The organism is Sphingomonas sp. Leaf407, from assembly GCF_001425385.1.
In the GTDB taxonomy this organism is placed as follows: Bacteria; Pseudomonadota; Alphaproteobacteria; order Sphingomonadales; family Sphingomonadaceae; genus Sphingomonas.
Window position 1 is genome coordinate 225,889 of the sequence record NZ_LMQO01000003.1, and the last position, 18,116, is coordinate 244,004.

Sequence of the window (18,116 nt, forward strand, 5' to 3'; positions counted from 1 at the left end):
CCGCCTCACACCAACCCCTTCAACCGGTACAACGCCTCCATCGCTTCCCTCGGCGACATCGCATCCACGTCCATCCCGCCCAGCGCCGCGCGCAAGCCATCGACCGGCGCTTCCTCCACCACCGCCATCGCCGCGAACAGCGGCAGGTCGTCGAGGCCAGCCGCGATCCCGCCGGTCTTCGCCTTGCCCGCTTCCAGCTTCGCCAGCACTGCCTTGGCGCGCTGCAACGTGGCGGGCGGCAGCCCCGCCAGCCGCGCCACCGCGATGCCGTAGCTGCGGTCCGCCGGCCCCTCGGCCAGTTCGTGAAGCAGCACCAGATCGCCCTTCCACTCGCGGGCGCGGACATGGTGGAGCGACAGCGCCTCGCACCGTTCGGCCAGCCGGGTCAGCTCGTGATAATGCGTCGCGAACAGGCAGCGACAGCGATTGTCCTCATGGATTGCCTCGACCACTGCCCACGCGATGGCGAGACCGTCGTAGGTCGAGGTCCCGCGCCCCACTTCGTCCAAGATCACGAACGACCGGGGCGTCGCCTGCGCCAGAATCGCCGCTGTCTCGACCATCTCGACCATGAAGGTGGAGCGTCCCCGCGCGAGGTTGTCCGACGCGCCGACCCGGCTGAACAGCCGGTCGACGAGGCCCAGCGTCGCGCTGGTCGCCGGCACGAAACCGCCCGCCTGCGCCAGCACCACGATCAGTGCGTTCTGCCGCAGGAAGGTCGACTTGCCGCCCATGTTCGGCCCCGTCACCAGCCACAGCCGCGACGCGGGCGACAGGCGGCAGTCGTTGGCGACGAACCGCCCGCCGGCCTTCGCCACCGCGCTCTCCACCACCGGATGCCGCCCGCCGGCGATCTCCAAACAGGGGTGGTCGACCAGCACCGGCCGCGCCCAGCCGCCCTCGGCCGCGCGTTCGGCCAGCGCGGTCGTCACGTCGATCCGCGCCAGCGCGTCGGCGGTCGCGGCGATGCCCTCGCGGTTCGCCAGCGCGGCCTCGGTAAACGCCTCCAGATGCGCCGCCTCCGCCGCCAGCGCGTGCGCGCCCGCCTGCGTCACTTTCAGCGCCGCTTCGTGCAGGTCGGGCGCGTTGAAGCGCACGACCCCGGCCAGCGTCTGGCGATGGGTGAAGCCACTGTCCGCCGGCATCAGCTTCTCTGCCGCGCGCGCCGGCACCTCGACATGATAGCCGAGCACGCCATTGTGGCGGATCTTCAGCGCAGTGATCCCGGTCGACGCCCGATACTGCGCCTCTAGCGCGGCGATCGCCCGGCGTCCGCCCGCCCCGGTATCGCGCAGCGCGTCGAGCGCGTCGTCGTATCCTTCCGCGACATAGCCGCCCGCCGCCGCATCGATCGGCGGGGTCGGGACCAGCCCGCGCTGCAACAGGTCGATCAATTCGCCATGCCCGCGCAACCGCGGCCCCAGCGCCGCGATCAGCGGCGGCAGCTCGCCGATCGCATCCAGCCGCTGGCCCAGCGTCCATGCCGCCGCCAGCCCGTCGCGCAACTGCCCCAGATCGCGCGGGGAGCCCCGCCCGGCGGCGATCCGTCCCAGCGCCCGCCCGATGTCGGGCAGCGCGCGCAAGGCGGTGCGCAGTTCGTCGCGCAGTCCCGGCGCATCATGCGCCCAGCCGACCGCCGCATGGCGCGCCTCGATCCCCGCCCGGTCCATCAGCGGCGCGGCGATGTCGGCGGCGAGCAACCGCGCACCTGCCCCCGTCACCGTCCGGTCGACCTCGGCCAGCAGGCTCCCGCCGCGCGTTCCCGCCGCCGTGCGGGTCAGCTCGAGGCTCTCGCGCGTCGCCGCGTCGATCGTCATGCACGCGCCGTCGGCGGCGCACACCGGCGGGCGCAGGAACGGCAACTGCCCGCGCGCGGCATGGTCGAGATAGGCGATGAGGCCTCCCGCCGCCGCCAGCGCCGCGCGGCTGAACTGGCCGAACCCGTCGAGGGTCGCGACGCCGTGCAGCGCCTTCAACCGCGCCTCGCCGCCTGCGCTGTCGAACGCGCCCTTGCCGCGCAGCAGCGTAGCGACCTCGGCAAAGGCCGAGGTATCGGCGGCGACGACCTCGACCGGCTGCAACCGGGCGAGTGATGCGGTGAGACCCGTCGCGTCGGTTTCGATCACCTCGAACCGGCCGGTCGACACGTCGGCGGCGGCGATCGCCACGCCGCCCGCCGCCTCGCCGATGGCGACGCACCAGTTGGCGGCCCGCGCGTCGAGCAGCGCTTCCTCGGTCAGCGTGCCCGCCGTCACCACGCGCACGATCGCGCGATTGACCAGCGCCTTCGATCCGCGTGCTTTCCGCGCCGCTTCGGGGCTTTCGGTCTGTTCGGCGATGGCGACGCGGTGCCCCGCCTTGATAAGCCGCGCCAGATACCCCTCGGCGCTGTGGACCGGCACGCCGCACATCGGGATCTTCGCGCCTTCATGCTCGCCCCGCGCGGTCAGCGCGATGTCGAGGGCTGCGGCGGCGACCTTCGCGTCGTCATGGAACAGCTCGAAGAAATCGCCCATGCGATAGAACAGCAGACAGTCCTCGACCTCCGCCTTCAACGCCAGATATTGCGCCATCATCGGGGTGGGGGCAGGGGCCTCGCCCGCCGCAGCCTGTCTCGCCATCGCACAGGCCCTACCGGTCGAGCGGGCGCCACGCAATCGCACGCCCCGATTCGTGCGATGCGGGTGGGGCGAAGGTCATACCGGCGGGTGGATCATCCTCCCCCGGCCCCACCCGCTTCGTCACCCCGGACCTGTTCCGGGGTCCACCGCCCCGCAAACGCCGTCCCCGGGGGCGCCCGACACCCTTCCTCCCACGGAAGGCTATCGCCCCCTGGCATGAATGTCACCGAAAACAACGTCTTGCACGGAGCGCTGTCCTACATGACGCACCCGGTCTACCCATGGGTTCCCTTCGACCCGGAGACGCCCCCGATGCCGCCTGCACGACGCCCGCTAGTGTAAACTTTGTAAACTTTGGCCTCACCCCGCCGACACGGGAATCCCCGGCAGCGCTTTCGACGTGCGGACCGTCGGCGACGTCTTGACGCTCGCGACATTGGGCGCGGTGATGAGCTGCGTCGTCAGCATCGACTGGAAGCTTTCCAGATCGGCGGCGACGATCTTCAGGATGAAGTCGATCTCGCCGTTCAGCATATGGCATTCGCGCACCTCGGGGATGGTCGCGACATGCGCCTCGAACGCCGCAAGGTCGCTCCCCGCCTGGCTTTTCAGGCTGACGAGCGCGAAGACGGTGATGGTGAACCCCAGCAACCGGGGGTCGAGCGCCGCGTGATAGCCGCGGATCGCGCCGGCCTCTTCCAGCGCGCGGACCCGGCGCAGGCACGGCGGCGCGGTCAGCCCGACGCGCTCGGCCAGCTCGACGTTGGTCATCCGCCCGTCTTCCTGCAACAGGGCGAGGATCTGCCGGTCGATACGATCGAATGCCATTGGTCGCGATTCCATGGATGGGAAAAGATAGAAAGCCCTGCCTACCGCATTATAAAATTACGTGAAAGCGCAATTGTCCCACATTGCGACGTGCCGATTTGGCATGTTCCGGTCGGGCGGAGAGGGCGCTAAGCAGTTGGTACGCCCATGATTCGGCGCAAGGCTGGTGACGAGTAGATGGTACACTTCGACGACAGCCTGGAAACGGTACTGGCCTCCGACCTGTCGGGGGAGGGGGCACGCGCCTCGGCATGGCGGCAACTGGTCGACCTGATCGGTCGCGGCCGGGCAAGCCCCAATCCCCGCGCGATCGCCATGCTCGAGCGTATCCGCGACAGCGTGCCGCGCACGATCCGCATGGCCAGTGCGCGCGATATCGAACATGCTGGCCCGCCGGCATCGCTGGTCGCGCTGCTGGCCACCGACACGATCGAGGTGGCGTTGCCGGTGCTGCGCAGCGCCGAGCTGTCGGTCGCCGACTGGACCACGCTGATCCCGACGCTCGGCCCCGCCGCGCGCGGCGTGCTGCGCAACCGTCGCGACCTGCCCGTTGCCGTCCGCCTCGCGATCGACAGTTTCGGACCCGTCGACCTCGTGCTGGGCGATGACCGCGCCGACGCCGAACCGGTGGTCGAACCGCAGCCTGTGGCCGCGCCGGAACCCACCGCCGACCCGCAGCCCGTGATCGAGCCGCAACCCGTGGCCAAAGCGGAACCGGTGGCACCACCGAAGCCTCCGGTCGAACCGCAACCGTTGATCGACGCGACGGACCCGATCGCCGGACCCGACCTCGCCGGCCCGTTCAGCATCGTCGACGTCATGGCCCGGATCGTGGCGTTCGAGCGCATTCAGGACGCCGTACCCGCCCCCCGCGCGCCGCTGCCCCGGCACGACCAGTTCCGCTTCGAAACCGACGCCACCGGCATGCTGCGCTTCGTCGACGGCGTCAGCCGCGCCGCCGTGGTCGGCCTGTCGCTCGCGCTGGAGGGCGGCCCGACCATCGCCGGTTTCGACGGCGTGGCCGCCGGGGCGCTGCGCCGCCGCACCCCCTTTCGCGACGCCCGCCTGAGGGTGCTGGGCGACAGCGACGCCGGCGGCGAATGGCGCGTCTCGGGCGTGCCGGTATTCGATCCCGCATCGGGCCGCTTCACCGGTTATCGCGGCACCGCCCGCCGCCCGCGCGGCGACGAACGCGCCGAACGTGCCGCCCCGCCTGCCACCGGCGTCGCCCAGTTGCGCCAGTTGGTCCACGAACTGCGTACCCCGGCAGGCGCGATCGCCGGCTTCGCCGAGATGATCGAGGCGCAGTTGCTGGGGCCGGTGTCGCCGGTCTACCGCGCCCGCGCGGCGGCGATCCTCGACCATTCGCGCGAACTGGTGGCGGTGATCGACGACCTCGATCTCGCCGCCCGCATCGACGGCGACGCGCTCGACCTGCGCGCCGATCGCGTCGCGCTGGGGCCGTTGTTCCAGACGATCGTCGCCGACCTGACGACATTGTGCGAGCTGCGCGGCGCGGTGCTGGAGATCGAGCCGACCGACGTCACCGTGTCGGGCGATCGCCGCGCGATCGAACGGCTGCTCGCCCGGCTGCTCGCCACGTTGGTATCGGCCAGCGCCGCCGGCGAAGCGCTCTACGTGCGGATGGGGATGGAGGGCGACGGCAATGTCGCGATCGTGTTCGATCGTCCGGCGGCATTCGCCGCATGGCCCGGCGATAGCGTGTTCGACGTCGACGACAGCGAGGAGGACGCCTCGCTGCTCGGCACCGGCTTCGCGCTGCGCCTCGCCCGCAACCTCGCCAACGAACTGGGTGGTGCGCTGCTGTTCGGCAGCGCCACACTGACGCTGCGCCTGCCTGCAGTTCAGGGCATGGAGGCCGGGCAGGTCGGTCGGCGGTGACGCCGCCGTTCCGGCCGCACGTCGACGGCCCGCCGGTCGACTGGCCGGACACCTTCGGCACTCGCTTCACCCTGTTCGTCGATACCGAAGAGGAATTCGACTGGAACGCTCCGCTGCGCCGCGACGGCTGGGGGGTGAGCGCGATGGCGGCGCTGCCCGCCGCCCACGCCCGCTTCGCGACACGCGGCGTGGCGGTCGGCTATCTCGTCGACTATCCGGTCGTCACCGAACCACTCGCGATCGATGCGATCCACGCCATCCTCGCCACCGGCCACGCGACGCTCGGCGCGCAGCTTCACCCATGGGTCAACCCGCCCTTCGCCGAAACGCTGACCCCGGCGGACAGCTTCGCCGGCAACCTGCCGCGTGAGGTGGAGGCCGCCAAGCTCGACCGCCTGACCCATGCGATCCGGACGATCAGCGGCACCCCGCCGCTGGTCTATCGCGCCGGCCGCTACGGCATCGGCCCGGCGACCCTCGCGCTGCTGGCCGAACGCGGCTACCGCATCGATAGCTCGATGCGCTCGCGCTATTGCTATGCTGCCGAGGGCGGTCCCGATTTTTCGGCGATCGGCAACACCGCCTTTCGTACCGGTCCCGGCGGTGCGCTGCTCGAACTGCCGCTGACGAGCGTTTTTACCGGTCACCTGCGCCGGCGCGGCCAGCGCCTGTATCACACCGCCGGCCATGTCCCGCGCGGTCGCGGCCTGCTCGCGCGGACCGGCCTGCTCCACCGCGTCGCGCTGACTCCCGAGGACATGCCGCTCGACCACGCCTGCGAAGCGATCCGCATCGCCACCGGCGAGGGCGTCCGCCTGCTGAACCTGTCCTATCATTCGCCCAGCGTGGTGCCGGGCCACACCCCTTATGTGCGCGACGCCACCGATCTCGCGGCGTTCTGGCGGTGGTGGGACGGCGTGCTCGACCTGCTCGACCGGCGCGGCATCCGTTCTGCCTCGACGGCGGACGTGCTGGCGGCGGCGGGGTAAGTTGGTCGGGGAGACAGGATTCGAACCTGCGACATCCTGCTCCCAAAGCAGGCGCGCTACCAGACTGCGCCACTCCCCGACGCCTAAGTGTCGTGCCCTAGTCGCAAAGACGGCGGGGCACAAGCGCTGGTGGGCCCGGCAGGACTCGAACCCGCAACCTAGCCGTTATGAGCGGCCAGCTCTAACCATTGAGCTACAGGCCCCCAGCGTGGCCGTCCGATAGCCTTGGCACGGGCGAACAGGCAAGCGTCTTTGCTACAGCCCGGCCACGATCCGCCGGGCAAGTCCCGGCCCTTCGTACACCAGCGCACTGTAGAGCTGGATGAGGCTCGCCCCCGCGTCGAGCCGCGCGCGCGCTTCGGCGGCCGACCCGATCCCCCCCGCCGAGATGACCGGGATGGCGCCGCCGGTAATGGCGATCGCCTCGGCCAGCTTGGCGCGGGCGAGCGGAGCGAGCGGCGCGCCGGAAAGGCCACCGGTTTCCCCCGCCTTGGCCGATCGCAGCGTCGGCGGACGCGAGATGGTGGTGTTCGACACGATCAGCACATCGATCCCGCCGTCGATCGCGGCCCGCGCGGCGACTTCCAGCCCGGCGCGGTCGAGATCGGGCGCGATCTTCAGGAACAGCGGCACGCGCTTGCCCCCCACATGCCGCGCGGCGTCGCTGGCGGCGATGAGGTTGCCCAGTTCGGGCTGCGATTGCAGGTCGCGCAGCCCCGGGGTGTTGGGGCTGGAGATGTTGATCGTCACATAATCGGCGAGCGGCGCGGCCTTCGCGACGGCGGTGGCATAGTCGGCGATCCGGTCGGTCGAATCCTTGTTCGCACCGACGTTGATGCCGATGACGCCGGGGCGGGGGGTGAGTGCCGCGACCCGTGCCAGCGCCGCGTCGATCCCGCCGTTGTTGAAGCCCAGCCGGTTCACGACGCCGCGATCTTCGGGCAGGCGGAAGATGCGCGGTTTGGGATTGCCCGGCTGCGGCTTTGGCGTGAGCGTGCCGACCTCGACGAAACCGAAGCCGAGCCCCAGGAACCCGCGGATCGCCCGCGCATCCTTGTCGACGCCCGCCGCGAGGCCGACCGGGTTGGGGAAGCGGATGCCCGCGACCGTCACCGCCTGCGCACTATTAGTGGTGGGGGCGAGCGGCGTACCGGCCTTCCCCCACGCCTCCAGCATGGCGATGGTCAGCGCATGCGCGCGTTCGGCGTCGAGGGTGAAGAGGAGGGGGTGATACCATGCCATGCGCGGTGCTCTATCGTCCGGCGGGGCCGGAAGGAAGATTCGGTTTCGTGGGATGGGGCGAAGAAGATTTGGTTCGCGCAGAGGCGCGGAGGCGCAGAGAGGGAAGAAGAAGGCTGGTTTGCACGCGAAGGCGCGAAGACACGAAGGGGTTACAATCATGGCATCGTCTCGCGTCAGCGAGACCTTCCTGCCGGGGATTGCTGGCAGGTTGAAGGCCGTTGGCACGGCAGAGCCCCTCCACGAGCGAAACCCCTCTGCGCCTCCGCGCCTCCGCGCGAACCAAATTCTTCTTCGCGTCTCCGCGCCTTCGCGTGAATCAAACCTTCTTCCTGAACGACAATCGATCACAGCGATCGACACAAACGCGGTTGACCTCACGCCCTCGCACGACCACATGCCAATCCGACCGGAATGATCCGATTAAGGAAGCGATGCGTCTCTCCAGCCTTGCCGACTATGCCGTCGTCCTGCTCGCCGCCACCGCGCGGCGGGGCGGAGATGCGCGTGCGACGGCGACCGTGCTGGCGGAGGAAACCGGACTGCCGCTGCCGACCGTGCAGAAGCTGGTCAGCCGCCTGTCCGCCGCCGGGCTGATCGAGACGGGGCGCGGCACCGGCGGCGGCTTCCGCCTCGCGCGTGCGCCGGCCACGATCGACCTGGCGCAGATCATCGAGGCGATCGAGGGGCCGATCGCGCTCACCACCTGCGTCGATGCCGCGCGTCACGATTGCGCGGTGGAGACGAACTGCATGATCCGCCCCCATGCCGGCACGGTCAACGCCGTGGTCCGGGGGGCGCTTGCGGGCGTGACGCTCGCCCAACTCGCGAACACCGGGGCGATGCCCCAAGAGGTAGTGTGATGGCCACGAAGAATGCCGAGGCGCTCGCCGCCGCGAACAAGAAGTACGAGTGGGGTTTCTCCTCGGACATCGAACAGGACTTCGCGCCCAAGGGGCTGAGCGAAGACACCGTCCGCTATATCAGCGCCAAGAAGAACGAGCCCGAATGGATGCTCGACTGGCGGCTGAAGGCGTATCGCCTGTGGCTGACGATGGAGGCGCCCGACTGGTCGAAGCTGAACATCGATCCGATCGACTATCAGGACGCCTATTATTACGCCGAGCCCAAGGCGAAGCCGAAGCTCGGTTCGCTCGACGAGGTCGATCCCGAGATTCTGCGTGTCTACGAGAAGCTCGGTATCCCGATCGAGGAGCAGAAGGTGCTCGCCGGGGTCGAGGGCGCGGTGCCGCAGCGCCGTGTCGCGGTCGACGCGGTGTTCGACAGCGTGTCGGTGGCGACGACCTTCCGCAAGGAACTCGAAGCGGCCGGCGTCATTTTCCGTTCGATCAGCGAAGCGATCCGCGAATATCCCGACCTCGTCCGCAAGTGGCTGGGCAAGGTCGTGCCGCAGCGCGACAATTTCTTTGCGACGCTGAACAGTGCGGTCTTTTCGGACGGGACGTTCGTCTACATCCCGGAGGGCGTGCGCTGCCCGATGGAGCTGTCGACCTATTTCCGCATCAATGCCGAGAATACCGGCCAGTTCGAACGCACGCTGATCGTCGCCGACAAGGGTAGCTATGTCAGCTACCTCGAAGGCTGCACCGCGCCGATGCGCGACGAGAACCAGTTGCATGCGGCGGTGGTCGAGCTGGTCGCGCTGGACGATGCCGAGATCAAGTACAGCACCGTCCAGAACTGGTATCCCGGCGATGAGAACGGCAAGGGCGGCATCTACAACTTCGTGACCAAGCGCGCCTTGTGTCAGGGGAAGAACAGCAAGGTGTCGTGGACGCAGGTCGAAACCGGATCGGCGATCACGTGGAAATATCCGTCGTGCGTGCTGGCCGGGGAAAACAGCGTCGGCGAATTCTACTCGGTCGCCGTCACCAACAACATGCAGCAGGCCGATACCGGCACCAAGATGATCCATCTCGGCAAGGGATCGCGCTCGACGATCGTGTCGAAGGGCATTTCGGCGGGGCGCAGCGACAATACCTATCGCGGGCTGGTGCGCGTCGCGCCGTCGGCGGAGGGCGTGCGCAACTTCACCCAGTGCGACAGCCTGTTGCTCGGCGACCAGTGCGGCGCGCATACCGTGCCCTATATCGAGGTGCGCAACCCCTCGGCGCAGATCGAGCATGAGGCGACGACCAGCAAGATTTCCGAGGACCAGATGTTCTACGCGCGGCAGCGCGGGCTCGACCAGGAGGCGGCAGTCGCGCTGATCGTCAATGGCTTCGCCCGCGAAGTGCTGCAGCAACTGCCGATGGAATTCGCGGTCGAGGCGCAGAAGCTGCTCGGCATCAGCCTCGAAGGGTCGGTGGGGTGATCGTGCTGGCGCTGGCGCTACAGGCGGTGGCACCGACCGCGCCCTATGCCGATTGCCTGTCGGCGCGGATCAATGCGGACCCCCGTATGGAGAAGCCGCCGGCCGAAGCCGCCGCGCGCGTCGCGATCTTCGACGACGCGGCCAAGGCGTGCGCGCCGGTACGGGCGAAGGTGGCGAAGGCGCATGCGGTCATGCTCGAGCGGATCGATGCGTCGATGAGAGCGGTGCTGGTCAACCCGCAGGCGGCGGAAGCGGAGTTCGGGACTGAGCCGGTTGCGGGCGAGACGCCGTGAACCGAGGTGGCAAGTCCTATGCCTAAATGGTTCGCGCTGGTAGCGATGGTGGTGTTGGCGGGGTTCACCTTTCTTGAAGGTAGGGCCGTGATGCGGTCGGTCAAAAGTGGTGTGCTGCACCGGTGGTTTGGACCGCACCCGGCGTTTGTGAAGCGGGTGCCGAAAGCAGGTTCGCCTACGCTGTAGTTCGGTGTCTTTATTCGTGCCGCAGGAGCGGTGATTTTTGGACTTTCCGCCGCTTTATGTGGCGCGTTTTTCTTGGGACTAGGCTAAATGCTGAAGATCGACAATCTCCACGCCGAAATCGACGGCAAGGAAATCCTCAAGGGTCTCTCGCTGAGCGTGAACGCGGGTGAGGTCCATGCGATCATGGGGCCGAACGGTGCCGGCAAGTCGACGCTCGGCTATGTGCTGGGCGGTCGTCCCGGCTACGACGTGACGCAAGGCAGCGTGACGTTCGGCGGCGAGGACCTGCTGGAGATGGAGGCCGATGCCCGTGCCGCCGCCGGTCTGTTCCTCGGCTTCCAGTATCCGGTCGAAATCCCCGGCGTGTCGAACGTCCAGTTCCTGCGCGAGAGCCTGAACAGCCAGCGCCGCGCCCGCGACGAAAAGCCGCTGTCGGGGGCGGAGTTCCTGAAACTCGCCCGTGCGCAGGCCGATGGTCTGGGCATGGACATGGATATGATGAAGCGCCCGGTGAACGTCGGTTTCTCGGGCGGCGAGAAGAAGCGCAACGAGATGGTGCAGATGGGCATCCTCGACCCCCGCCTCGCGATCCTCGACGAAACCGATAGCGGCCTCGACATCGATGCGCTGCGGATCGTCGGCGACGGCATCAACCGCATCATGCGCCGCCCGGACAAGGGCGTGATCCTCATCACCCATTACCAGCGGCTGCTCGACTATGTGCAGCCCGATTTCGTCCATGTGCTGGCCGACGGCCGCATCGTGCGGTCGGGGGATAAGGAACTGGCGCACGAACTGGAGCGCGAAGGCTATGGCGCGGTAGCGGCATGATGGCGACGCTCCCGACCAATGCGCAGGAGGCATGGCGCTGGGCCGACCTGACCGCGCTGACCACCGCCGCCGCCAGCGAGCGGGGGCAGGGGATCGCGGCCGATGGCTATTGGCTCGACGTGCCCGGCCCGCGCATCGTGTTCGTCGATGGCGTCTATGCGCCTGACCGGAGCACGCCCGGCCATGTCGTGCTGTCATCGCTGACGCTCGATACCGCGCATCCGCTGGGAGTGCAGGCGAGCGGCGCGGCGGGCTGGTCGATCGACCTGTCGGCGCGCGAGATCGTCGATCCGGTGCAGATCGTCCATATCGCGACCGGGGCCGAGAACCATCTTCCCGCCCGGCTGACGCTGGACGAGGATGCCGTCGCGCAGGTGATCGAAACCTATATCGGCATTGGATGGACCAACCGGCTGACGCAGATCGACCTCGAACGCGGTGCGCGACTGATGCGCAGCGTGCGGCTGCTCCAGAACGGCGGGTTCGTGTCGATCCGTGACGAAGCAGTGGTGGGCGATGCGGCGAGCCTCGTTAGTCATTTCCTCGGTGCCGGTGGCATGGGCAGCCGGATCGATGCGGTGCTGACGCTGGATGGCGATGCGGCCTTCGTCGATTACGGCGGCGCGTTGCTCACCCGCGACCAGCAGCGGCAGGAATGCGCGGTCGCGGTGCGCCATGCCGCGCTCAATGGATCAAGCCGCCAGACATGGCGCGCAGTCGCCGCCGATCGCAGCCAGGCAAGCCTCGCCGCCCGGGTCGAGGTGGCGCGCGGCGCGCAGAAGACCGATGGCGAACAGTCGCTGCGCGGGTTGCTGCTGCAACGCACCGCGACCGTGAACCTGAAACCCGAACTCGAAATCTTTGCCGATGACGTGAAGTGCGCGCACGGCGCGACGGTCGGCGAACTCGATGCCAAGGCGCTGTTCTATCTGCGCAGCCGCGGCGTCAGTGAGCCACGGGCCAAGGCGCTGCTGACCACCGCGTTCGTCGCCGATGCGATCGATCGGATCGGCAACGAGGTGGTGCGCGAGGCGTTCGCGGCGGATGCCGATGCGTGGCTGGAGGCGGCGCTTTGATCCGCTCTGTCCGTCATTCCCGCGAAGGCGGGAATCCATTGCCGCAATGGCCGGTGATGGAGTCGCTATGGCAGCGTCTATGGATTCCCGCCTTCGCGGGAATGACGGAAGGGTATTGATGGCCGGTACCACCCCCCTCGATCGGGTCAGCGACTTCCCCGCCATTCCCGCCGGCTGGGCGTATCTCGACACCGCCGCGACCGCGCAGAAGCCGCAAGACGTGATCGATGCGATCACGCGCGGCTATGACACCACCTATGCCACGGTGCATCGCGGGGTGTATCAGCGCTCGGCCGACATGACGCTCGCCTATGAAGCCGCGCGTCGCCGCGTCGCCGGCTTTATTGGTGCCACCGCGCCCGAGGAGTGCGTGTTCGTGCGCGGCGCGACCGAGGGGATCAACCTCGTCGCGCAAGGCTGGGCCGCGCGGCACCTGAAGGCCGGCGACCGCATCCTGCTGTCGATGCTCGAGCATCACAGCAACATCGTGCCGTGGCAGTTGGTCGCGGAACAGGTGGGCGCGGCGATCGACGTCGTGCCGCTGACCGACGATGGCCGGATCGATCTCGACGCAATGGCGACGATGATCCGGCCCGAACACAAGCTGGTCGCGCTGGCGCATGTCTCGAACGTGCTGGGATCGGTGCTCGACGGTCGGCGGGCAGCGGAGATCGCCCATTCGGTCGGCGCGAAGCTGCTGCTCGACGGATGTCAGGCGGTGCCGCGCATCGCCGTCGACGTCGCCGCGCTCGACTGCGATTTCTACGTGTTCTCCGGCCACAAGCTGTACGGCCCGACCGGGATCGGCGTGTTGTGGGGCCGAGCCGACCTGCTGGGCGCGATGCACCCGGTGCAGGGCGGGGGGGCGATGATCGACCGCGTGACCTTTGCCCGCACCACCTATGCCCCGCCGCCCGCACGGTTCGAGGCGGGGACGCCGCATATCGTCGGCGCGCTGGGGCTGCATGCCGCGATCGACTATGTCATGGGCATAGGGCTGGAGGCGATCCACGCGCATGAAACCGCACTGGTGCGCGCGACCCGTGACGCGCTGGGGCAGCGCAACGCCATCCGTCTGCTCGGTCCCGACGATTCTGCCGGAATCGTCAGTTTCGTGGTGGAGGGGGTGCATCCGCACGACGTCGGCACCATCTTGGACGAGGAACGGGTGGCGATCCGCGCCGGCCATCATTGCGCGCAGCCGCTGATGGAGCAGTTGCAGGTTCCCGCCACCGCCCGCGCCAGCTTTGGCGTGTATAACGGCATGGCCGATGTCGAGGCGCTGGTCCGCGGACTGGACAGGGTAAGCAGGATTTTCGGATGAACGACGAACGCAGCTTCAAGGTCGAGGAAGTCGATGCCGTCACCCCGCCGCCGCGCGCGCGGGTGGAGGACGCAGAGCCGCGTCGCCGCGACTATCTCGGCGATTTTCTGGCGCAGAAGCCCGAACCGGTCGGGGGCGGCGAGCCGGGCGGCGACGTGTACGAGGCGGTCATCACCTCGCTCAAGGAAATCTACGACCCCGAAATCCCGGTCAACATCTATGATCTCGGGCTGATCTACGGCGTCGACGTGGGCGACAACGGCCATGTCGCGGTGACGATGACGCTGACGACGCCGAATTGTCCGGTGGCGGAATCGATGCCGGCCGAGGTCGAGTTGCGCGTCGGCGCGGTGCCGGGCGTCGCAACGGCGGACGTGAACCTCGTCTGGGATCCGCCATGGGACCCGCAGAAGATGTCGGACGATGCGAAGCTCGAACTGGGAATGTTGTGATGGCCACCCGCGTCCGCCCCGCCGCGATCCTGCTGACCCCCAATGCCGAGCGCCGCGTCGCCGATCTGATGGCGAAAGCCCCGGAAGCAGCGATCGGCGTGAAGCTGTCGACGCCGCGTCGCGGCTGTTCGGGGCTCGCCTATTCGGTCGATTACGTCACCGCCGCCAGTCCGATGGACGAGCGGATCGAAACGTCCGGCGGCAGCTTCTTCGTCGATAGCGGATCGATCCTGTATCTGATCGGTTCGACGATGGACTGGATCGAGGACGATTTCACCGCCGGGTTCGTCTTCACCAATCCCAATGCCAAAGGTGCGTGCGGGTGCGGCGAAAGCTTCACGGTCTGATCGTTCACCCGCGGGGGATGGGCGTGAAGCGATTGTTGGGACTCTTGGCGCTGTGGCCGATGGCGGCGGCGGCGCAGACCGACGATCCAGCCGAGATCGTCGTGACCGGTCGCGGCTTGGCCGACGCGCCGGGTGATGCTGCCTATGACATTGTCACGCTCGATCGCGACCGGATTCTCGACTCCACCAGCGGCCGGCTGGAGGATGTGCTGCGCGACGTGGCCGGCTTGCAGCAGTTCCGCCGATCCGATTCGCGCACCGCCAATCCGACATCGCAAGGGATTACCCTGCGCGGCCTCGGTGGTAATGCGTCGAGCCGCGCGTTGCTGCTGCTCGACGGCGTGCCGCAGGCCGATCCGTTCGGTGGCTGGGTCGCGTTTCCCGCCTATGCGACCGACCGGCTGGGACGGGTGCGGATCACGCGCGGCGGCGGCAGCGGTGTCGTCGGACCAGGGGCGCTGGCCGGCACGATCGAACTCGACAGCGCGCGGCCGGACGATCTGTCGCCACTGACGGCGATGCTGGCCGGCGGCAGCCGTGCGTCGGTCGATACGCGGGCGGGCACGGCGCTGGTTCGCGGCAGTGGCTTCGCGACGTTCTCGGGCGCCTATGCGCGTGGCGACGGCTTCGTGCCGGTCGTCGCGGAGGATCGCGGCCCGGCCGATCGGCCGGCACCGTTCGAACAGGCCAGCGCCGCCGCCCGCGCGGTGATCGAGATCGCGCCCGCGACCGAGTTTCAGGCCAATATCTCCGGCTTCACCGACCGGCGCGACCGTGGCCTCGACTTCACTGACAACCGCAGCGAGGGGGCCGACGCCAGCGTGCGGCTGGTCGGTCGTGGTCGCATCCCATGGTCGGCGCTCGCCTATCTTCAGACCCGCGCCTTCGCCAGTCGCTTCGCCAGTGTCGGTGCCGGCCGGGCGACCACCGCGCTGACGCTCGACCAGTATAACGTCCCCGCCATCGGCCGGGGCGGGCGGGTCGAAGTGGCACCGACGTTCGGTCCGGTCACGGCGCGGATCGGCGGCGACCTGCGTATCGTCGAGGGCGAGACGCAGGAACTCTACACCTATGTCGCGGGCAGCCCGACGCGGCGGCGGGTCGCGGGCGGTCGCAACGCGACGGCTGGTGCCTTTGCCGATGTCAGCGTCGTGCTGGGGCAGGTGACGCTCAGCGCCGGCGGCAGGATCGATCGCTGGCGGATTGCCGATGGCCGTCTCACCGAACGGCCGCTCGCTGGCGGTACGCTGACCGATCAGCGCTTCGCCGATCGCAGCGGATGGCAGCCGACCGGTCGTGCGGGGGTCGCGTGGCTTGCCGACGACGCGGTGACGGTACGCGTGGCGGGCTATCGCGGGTGGCGGTTGCCGACGCTCAACGAACTCTATCGCCCGTTTCGCGTCGGTGCGGATGCGACGGCGGCCAATGCCATGCTCGCGCCGGAGACGATGTGGGGCGGGGAGGTCGGCATCGATCTGCGCCCGGCCGATCGGGTACGGATCGCCGCGACGGCATTCGCCAACGACCTGCGCGACGGCATCGCCAACGTCAGCGTCGCCAACGGTCCCGGCACCTTTCCCGGCGTCGGCTTCGTCTCGGCGGCGGGGGTGTACCGGCAACGGGCGAACCTCGACCATGTGCGGGTGCGTGGCGTCGAACTCGATGGCGAGGCACGCTTCGGCGCGTTCGAGGCAAGACTGTCCTATGCGTATAGCGACGCGGTCGTCCGCGACGCCGGTCTGCTCGACGGACTGCGCCCGGCGCAGACCCCGGCGCATAGCGCGACCGCTAGTTTCGGCTGGCGGCGGAGTGACTGGGCGCTGGTCGCGACCGGCCGCTATGTCGGCCCGCAGTTCGAGGATGACGCCAACTCGCGGCGGCTGAACGATGCGACGACGCTCGATCTGGTCGCGCGGGCGCCGCTGACCAGGCGGGTCCGGCTGGAAGCGCGTGCGGAGAATCTCACCGATACCCGGATCGAGGCGGCGATTGGCGGCGACGGCGTGGTCGAACGGGCCAGTCCGCGCACCTTCTGGCTGGCGCTGCGCTTCGAAGGATAGGCGGAACCTTGTTGGACGCTGACGGGTCCGGGTCCTTCGGCCGATTATCAGCGAGCGGGAACGGAAGCTGAAACCTGAGCGACGTCGGCGATAATTAGGCCGATGTCGCTCCGGTCAAGCCAGTCAGCCGATTTGCGAACGCATGCTGCCGCGCGGTTCGACGATCGTCGGCACCGGGCCGGTCGCGGGGCGCAGTCCTTCGCGCTCGCTTGCCGGTACGGCGGCGGTGGGATCGGGACGGAACGCTTCTGGCGCACGACCGGTCGACCCGGGGCGGGGCTGGTCCAGCGCGAGATCGGGGGCGGTATGTTCGGCATTGCCCGGACGCCGTCGGGCGAGCAGGACGCCAAAAAGGCCGACGGCGACACCGGTCGCGGCGAGCGCCAAGGTGCGGATTGTTGAAATGCCGGCCGTTGGCGGCGTTTTCACTTTATGGTTGGTATGCTTGGCCATCATCGTTCCTTTTGCGTCATCCCGATAACGGGCGGAACGAGCGAAGGGTTCAATTGGCCGTGGCAGGATCGGTCCGCTTGGCGGTTGCGGCTTCGCGGATCAGGCGCTGTTCGGTCGTGCGTTCGGCACGGTCGGCCATCGCGGTCCACGCCTGTTCGGCGCGCAGGCAGCGATCGCGCACATTGTCGAGCGTCGCGGCATCGGCATTCGCCCGCTCGACGGCGGCACGGGTGCGATAGGCTTCTGGGCTGTCTGCCAAGGGTTGGGTCTTTCGGCTGGATGCGGGCGCGCCGGAAGGCGCGCCCGGTACACGGATCAGTCAGCGGCAGTCAGGTTGACTGCGCTCATCTTGCCGCGACGGTCTTCTTCCAGTTCGTAGCCGACGCGCTGGTTCTGGTTCAGCGTAATCATGCCGGCGCGCTCAACGGCCGAGATGTGAACGAAGGCATCGTTGCCGCCATTGTCCGGCGCAATGAAGCCATAGCCCTTGTCGGTGTTGAAGAATTTGACGGTACCAAGAATGGCCATGAAGATTTTCCTTCCAAGCGTTCCGGGCGGCGGAACAGCCCGCGCCCGTTGCCAGAGGCAGCAGGGAAAGAAGGACCATGCCGCAAAGCAGGAAACCGTCGATTTGCGACTGTAGCGGCCTCTAGATGGTAACTGGACGAACGAATACAAGGGGCCGAAGCGGCAGAACCGCTCCGGCCCCTCGATCATGGTAGGTACTTAGGTCAGCGGCAGCGGACGTTGTTGCGGTCGATCGCCTTGCCACCTGCCGCACCGGCAACGCCGCCGATGATCGCGCCGAGCAGGCCCGACCCGCCGGGGGCGATCGCGGTGCCGAGCGCGCCGCCCGCCAGACCACCGATAATCAGGCCGGTGGTGCCATCGTTGCGGCGGCAATAATAGCGGCCGTCCTGCCCGACATAGACCCGCTCGTTCGACGACAGGCGGCGCTCGTTATAGCGGCGGTCGTCGCGATAATAGCGCGCAGCATCATAGCCGTTGTAGGCGGGATCGGGGCGGTCCCAATCGTACCGGCTGTAGCCACCGGCGTCAGCATAGCGGGGACCGCCCATGCCATAGTCCGAGCAACCGGAAACCAGCGTCGCGGCAGCGACGATGCCGAGGGTGAGCGCGCGCATGAGACGATCCTTCACTTGATGCAGATGAAGTCGAA

At 68.4% G+C, this 18,116-nt stretch carries 18 protein-coding genes and 2 tRNA genes; 11 read left to right on the plus strand and 9 right to left on the minus strand.

Features of this window, described 5'->3' with window-relative positions; genetic code table 11:
* Positions 1-5 precede the first annotated feature (5 nt).
* On the minus strand, positions 6-2,576 hold the full coding sequence (mutS, locus tag ASG37_RS10420; protein WP_055760498.1) for a DNA mismatch repair protein MutS: 2,571 nt from the start codon (positions 2,574-2,576) through the stop codon (positions 6-8).
* A gap of 405 nt (positions 2,577-2,981) precedes the next feature.
* On the minus strand, positions 2,982-3,449 hold the full coding sequence (locus ASG37_RS10425) for an Lrp/AsnC family transcriptional regulator (RefSeq protein ID WP_055759392.1): 468 nt from the start codon (positions 3,447-3,449) through the stop codon (positions 2,982-2,984).
* Positions 3,450-3,626: 177 nt separating this feature from the next.
* Between ASG37_RS10425 and ASG37_RS10430 the strand changes: the two genes are divergently transcribed.
* Together ASG37_RS10430 and ASG37_RS10435 are read left to right on the plus strand one after the other, a co-directional pair.
* Positions 3,627-5,351 (plus strand): histidine kinase dimerization/phospho-acceptor domain-containing protein, encoded by a 1,725-nt coding sequence (locus tag ASG37_RS10430; RefSeq protein ID WP_055759395.1) that lies wholly within the window; start codon positions 3,627-3,629, stop codon positions 5,349-5,351.
* Positions 5,348-6,340, plus strand: a complete 993-nt coding sequence (locus ASG37_RS10435; protein WP_055759397.1) for a hypothetical protein — start codon at positions 5,348-5,350, stop codon at positions 6,338-6,340. Before ASG37_RS10430 ends, ASG37_RS10435 begins: the two co-directional genes overlap by 4 nt.
* A gap of 2 nt (positions 6,341-6,342) precedes the next feature.
* Here the strand turns inward: ASG37_RS10435 and ASG37_RS10440 are convergent.
* The 3 genes from ASG37_RS10440 to ASG37_RS10450 all read right to left on the minus strand — a co-directional run bounded on the left by ASG37_RS10440 (position 6,343) and on the right by ASG37_RS10450 (position 7,582).
* Positions 6,343-6,419: transfer RNA gene (locus ASG37_RS10440), tRNA-Pro, on the minus strand.
* Between the two features lie 48 nt (positions 6,420-6,467).
* A tRNA-Ile gene (locus ASG37_RS10445) sits at positions 6,468-6,543 on the minus strand.
* Between the two features lie 52 nt (positions 6,544-6,595).
* A complete protein-coding gene (locus tag ASG37_RS10450; protein ID WP_055759401.1) occupies positions 6,596-7,582 on the minus strand; it encodes a quinone-dependent dihydroorotate dehydrogenase in 987 nt (328 codons plus the stop codon).
* Positions 7,583-8,013: 431 nt separating this feature from the next.
* Between ASG37_RS10450 and ASG37_RS10455 the strand changes: the two genes are divergently transcribed.
* From ASG37_RS10455 to ASG37_RS10495, 9 genes are all read left to right on the plus strand, one after another.
* On the plus strand, positions 8,014-8,442 hold the full coding sequence (locus tag ASG37_RS10455) for an RrF2 family transcriptional regulator (protein ID WP_055759403.1): 429 nt from the start codon (positions 8,014-8,016) through the stop codon (positions 8,440-8,442).
* A complete protein-coding gene (gene sufB / locus ASG37_RS10460; RefSeq protein ID WP_055759407.1) occupies positions 8,442-9,914 on the plus strand; it encodes a Fe-S cluster assembly protein SufB in 1,473 nt (490 codons plus the stop codon). Before ASG37_RS10455 ends, sufB begins: the two co-directional genes overlap by 1 nt.
* Positions 9,911-10,207 (plus strand): hypothetical protein, encoded by a 297-nt coding sequence (locus ASG37_RS10465; protein ID WP_055759411.1) that lies wholly within the window; start codon positions 9,911-9,913, stop codon positions 10,205-10,207. The genes sufB and ASG37_RS10465 overlap by 4 nt, the downstream gene beginning before the upstream one ends.
* A gap of 273 nt (positions 10,208-10,480) precedes the next feature.
* A complete protein-coding gene (sufC, locus tag ASG37_RS10470; protein WP_055759414.1) occupies positions 10,481-11,224 on the plus strand; it encodes a Fe-S cluster assembly ATPase SufC in 744 nt (247 codons plus the stop codon).
* Complete coding sequence (locus ASG37_RS10475) at positions 11,221-12,300, plus strand: SufB/SufD family protein (RefSeq protein ID WP_055759417.1); 1,080 nt, start codon at positions 11,221-11,223, stop codon at positions 12,298-12,300. The genes sufC and ASG37_RS10475 overlap by 4 nt, the downstream gene beginning before the upstream one ends.
* A 118-nt stretch (positions 12,301-12,418) precedes the next feature.
* Positions 12,419-13,624: a cysteine desulfurase gene (locus tag ASG37_RS10480; protein WP_055759420.1), complete on the plus strand. Its 1,206-nt coding sequence runs from the start codon at positions 12,419-12,421 to the stop codon at positions 13,622-13,624.
* Complete coding sequence (locus ASG37_RS10485) at positions 13,621-14,076, plus strand: SUF system Fe-S cluster assembly protein (RefSeq protein ID WP_055759422.1); 456 nt, start codon at positions 13,621-13,623, stop codon at positions 14,074-14,076. The genes ASG37_RS10480 and ASG37_RS10485 overlap by 4 nt, the downstream gene beginning before the upstream one ends.
* A complete protein-coding gene (locus tag ASG37_RS10490; protein ID WP_055759424.1) occupies positions 14,076-14,423 on the plus strand; it encodes a HesB/IscA family protein in 348 nt (115 codons plus the stop codon). The genes ASG37_RS10485 and ASG37_RS10490 overlap by 1 nt, the downstream gene beginning before the upstream one ends.
* Positions 14,424-14,440: 17 nt before the next feature.
* The gene (locus ASG37_RS10495) at positions 14,441-16,483 is read left to right on the plus strand and encodes a TonB-dependent receptor (protein ID WP_055759426.1); all 2,043 of its coding nucleotides are present in this window, start codon (positions 14,441-14,443) and stop codon (positions 16,481-16,483) included.
* Positions 16,484-16,606: 123 nt separating this feature from the next.
* Here ASG37_RS10495 and ASG37_RS10500 read toward each other — a convergent pair whose 3' ends face one another.
* The 4 genes from ASG37_RS10500 to ASG37_RS10515 form a co-directional block, all read right to left on the minus strand.
* Positions 16,607-16,936 (minus strand): hypothetical protein, encoded by a 330-nt coding sequence (locus ASG37_RS10500; protein WP_156349118.1) that lies wholly within the window; start codon positions 16,934-16,936, stop codon positions 16,607-16,609.
* Between the two features lie 49 nt (positions 16,937-16,985).
* Positions 16,986-17,195, minus strand: coding sequence for a hypothetical protein (locus ASG37_RS10505; protein WP_055759434.1), 210 nt, complete (start codon positions 17,193-17,195; stop codon positions 16,986-16,988).
* A gap of 56 nt (positions 17,196-17,251) precedes the next feature.
* Positions 17,252-17,464, minus strand: a complete 213-nt coding sequence (locus tag ASG37_RS10510) for a cold-shock protein (protein WP_055759437.1) — start codon at positions 17,462-17,464, stop codon at positions 17,252-17,254.
* A 203-nt stretch (positions 17,465-17,667) separates the two neighbouring features.
* Positions 17,668-18,081 (minus strand): hypothetical protein, encoded by a 414-nt coding sequence (locus tag ASG37_RS10515; RefSeq protein WP_055759440.1) that lies wholly within the window; start codon positions 18,079-18,081, stop codon positions 17,668-17,670.
* Between the last annotated feature and the right edge of the window lie 35 nt (positions 18,082-18,116).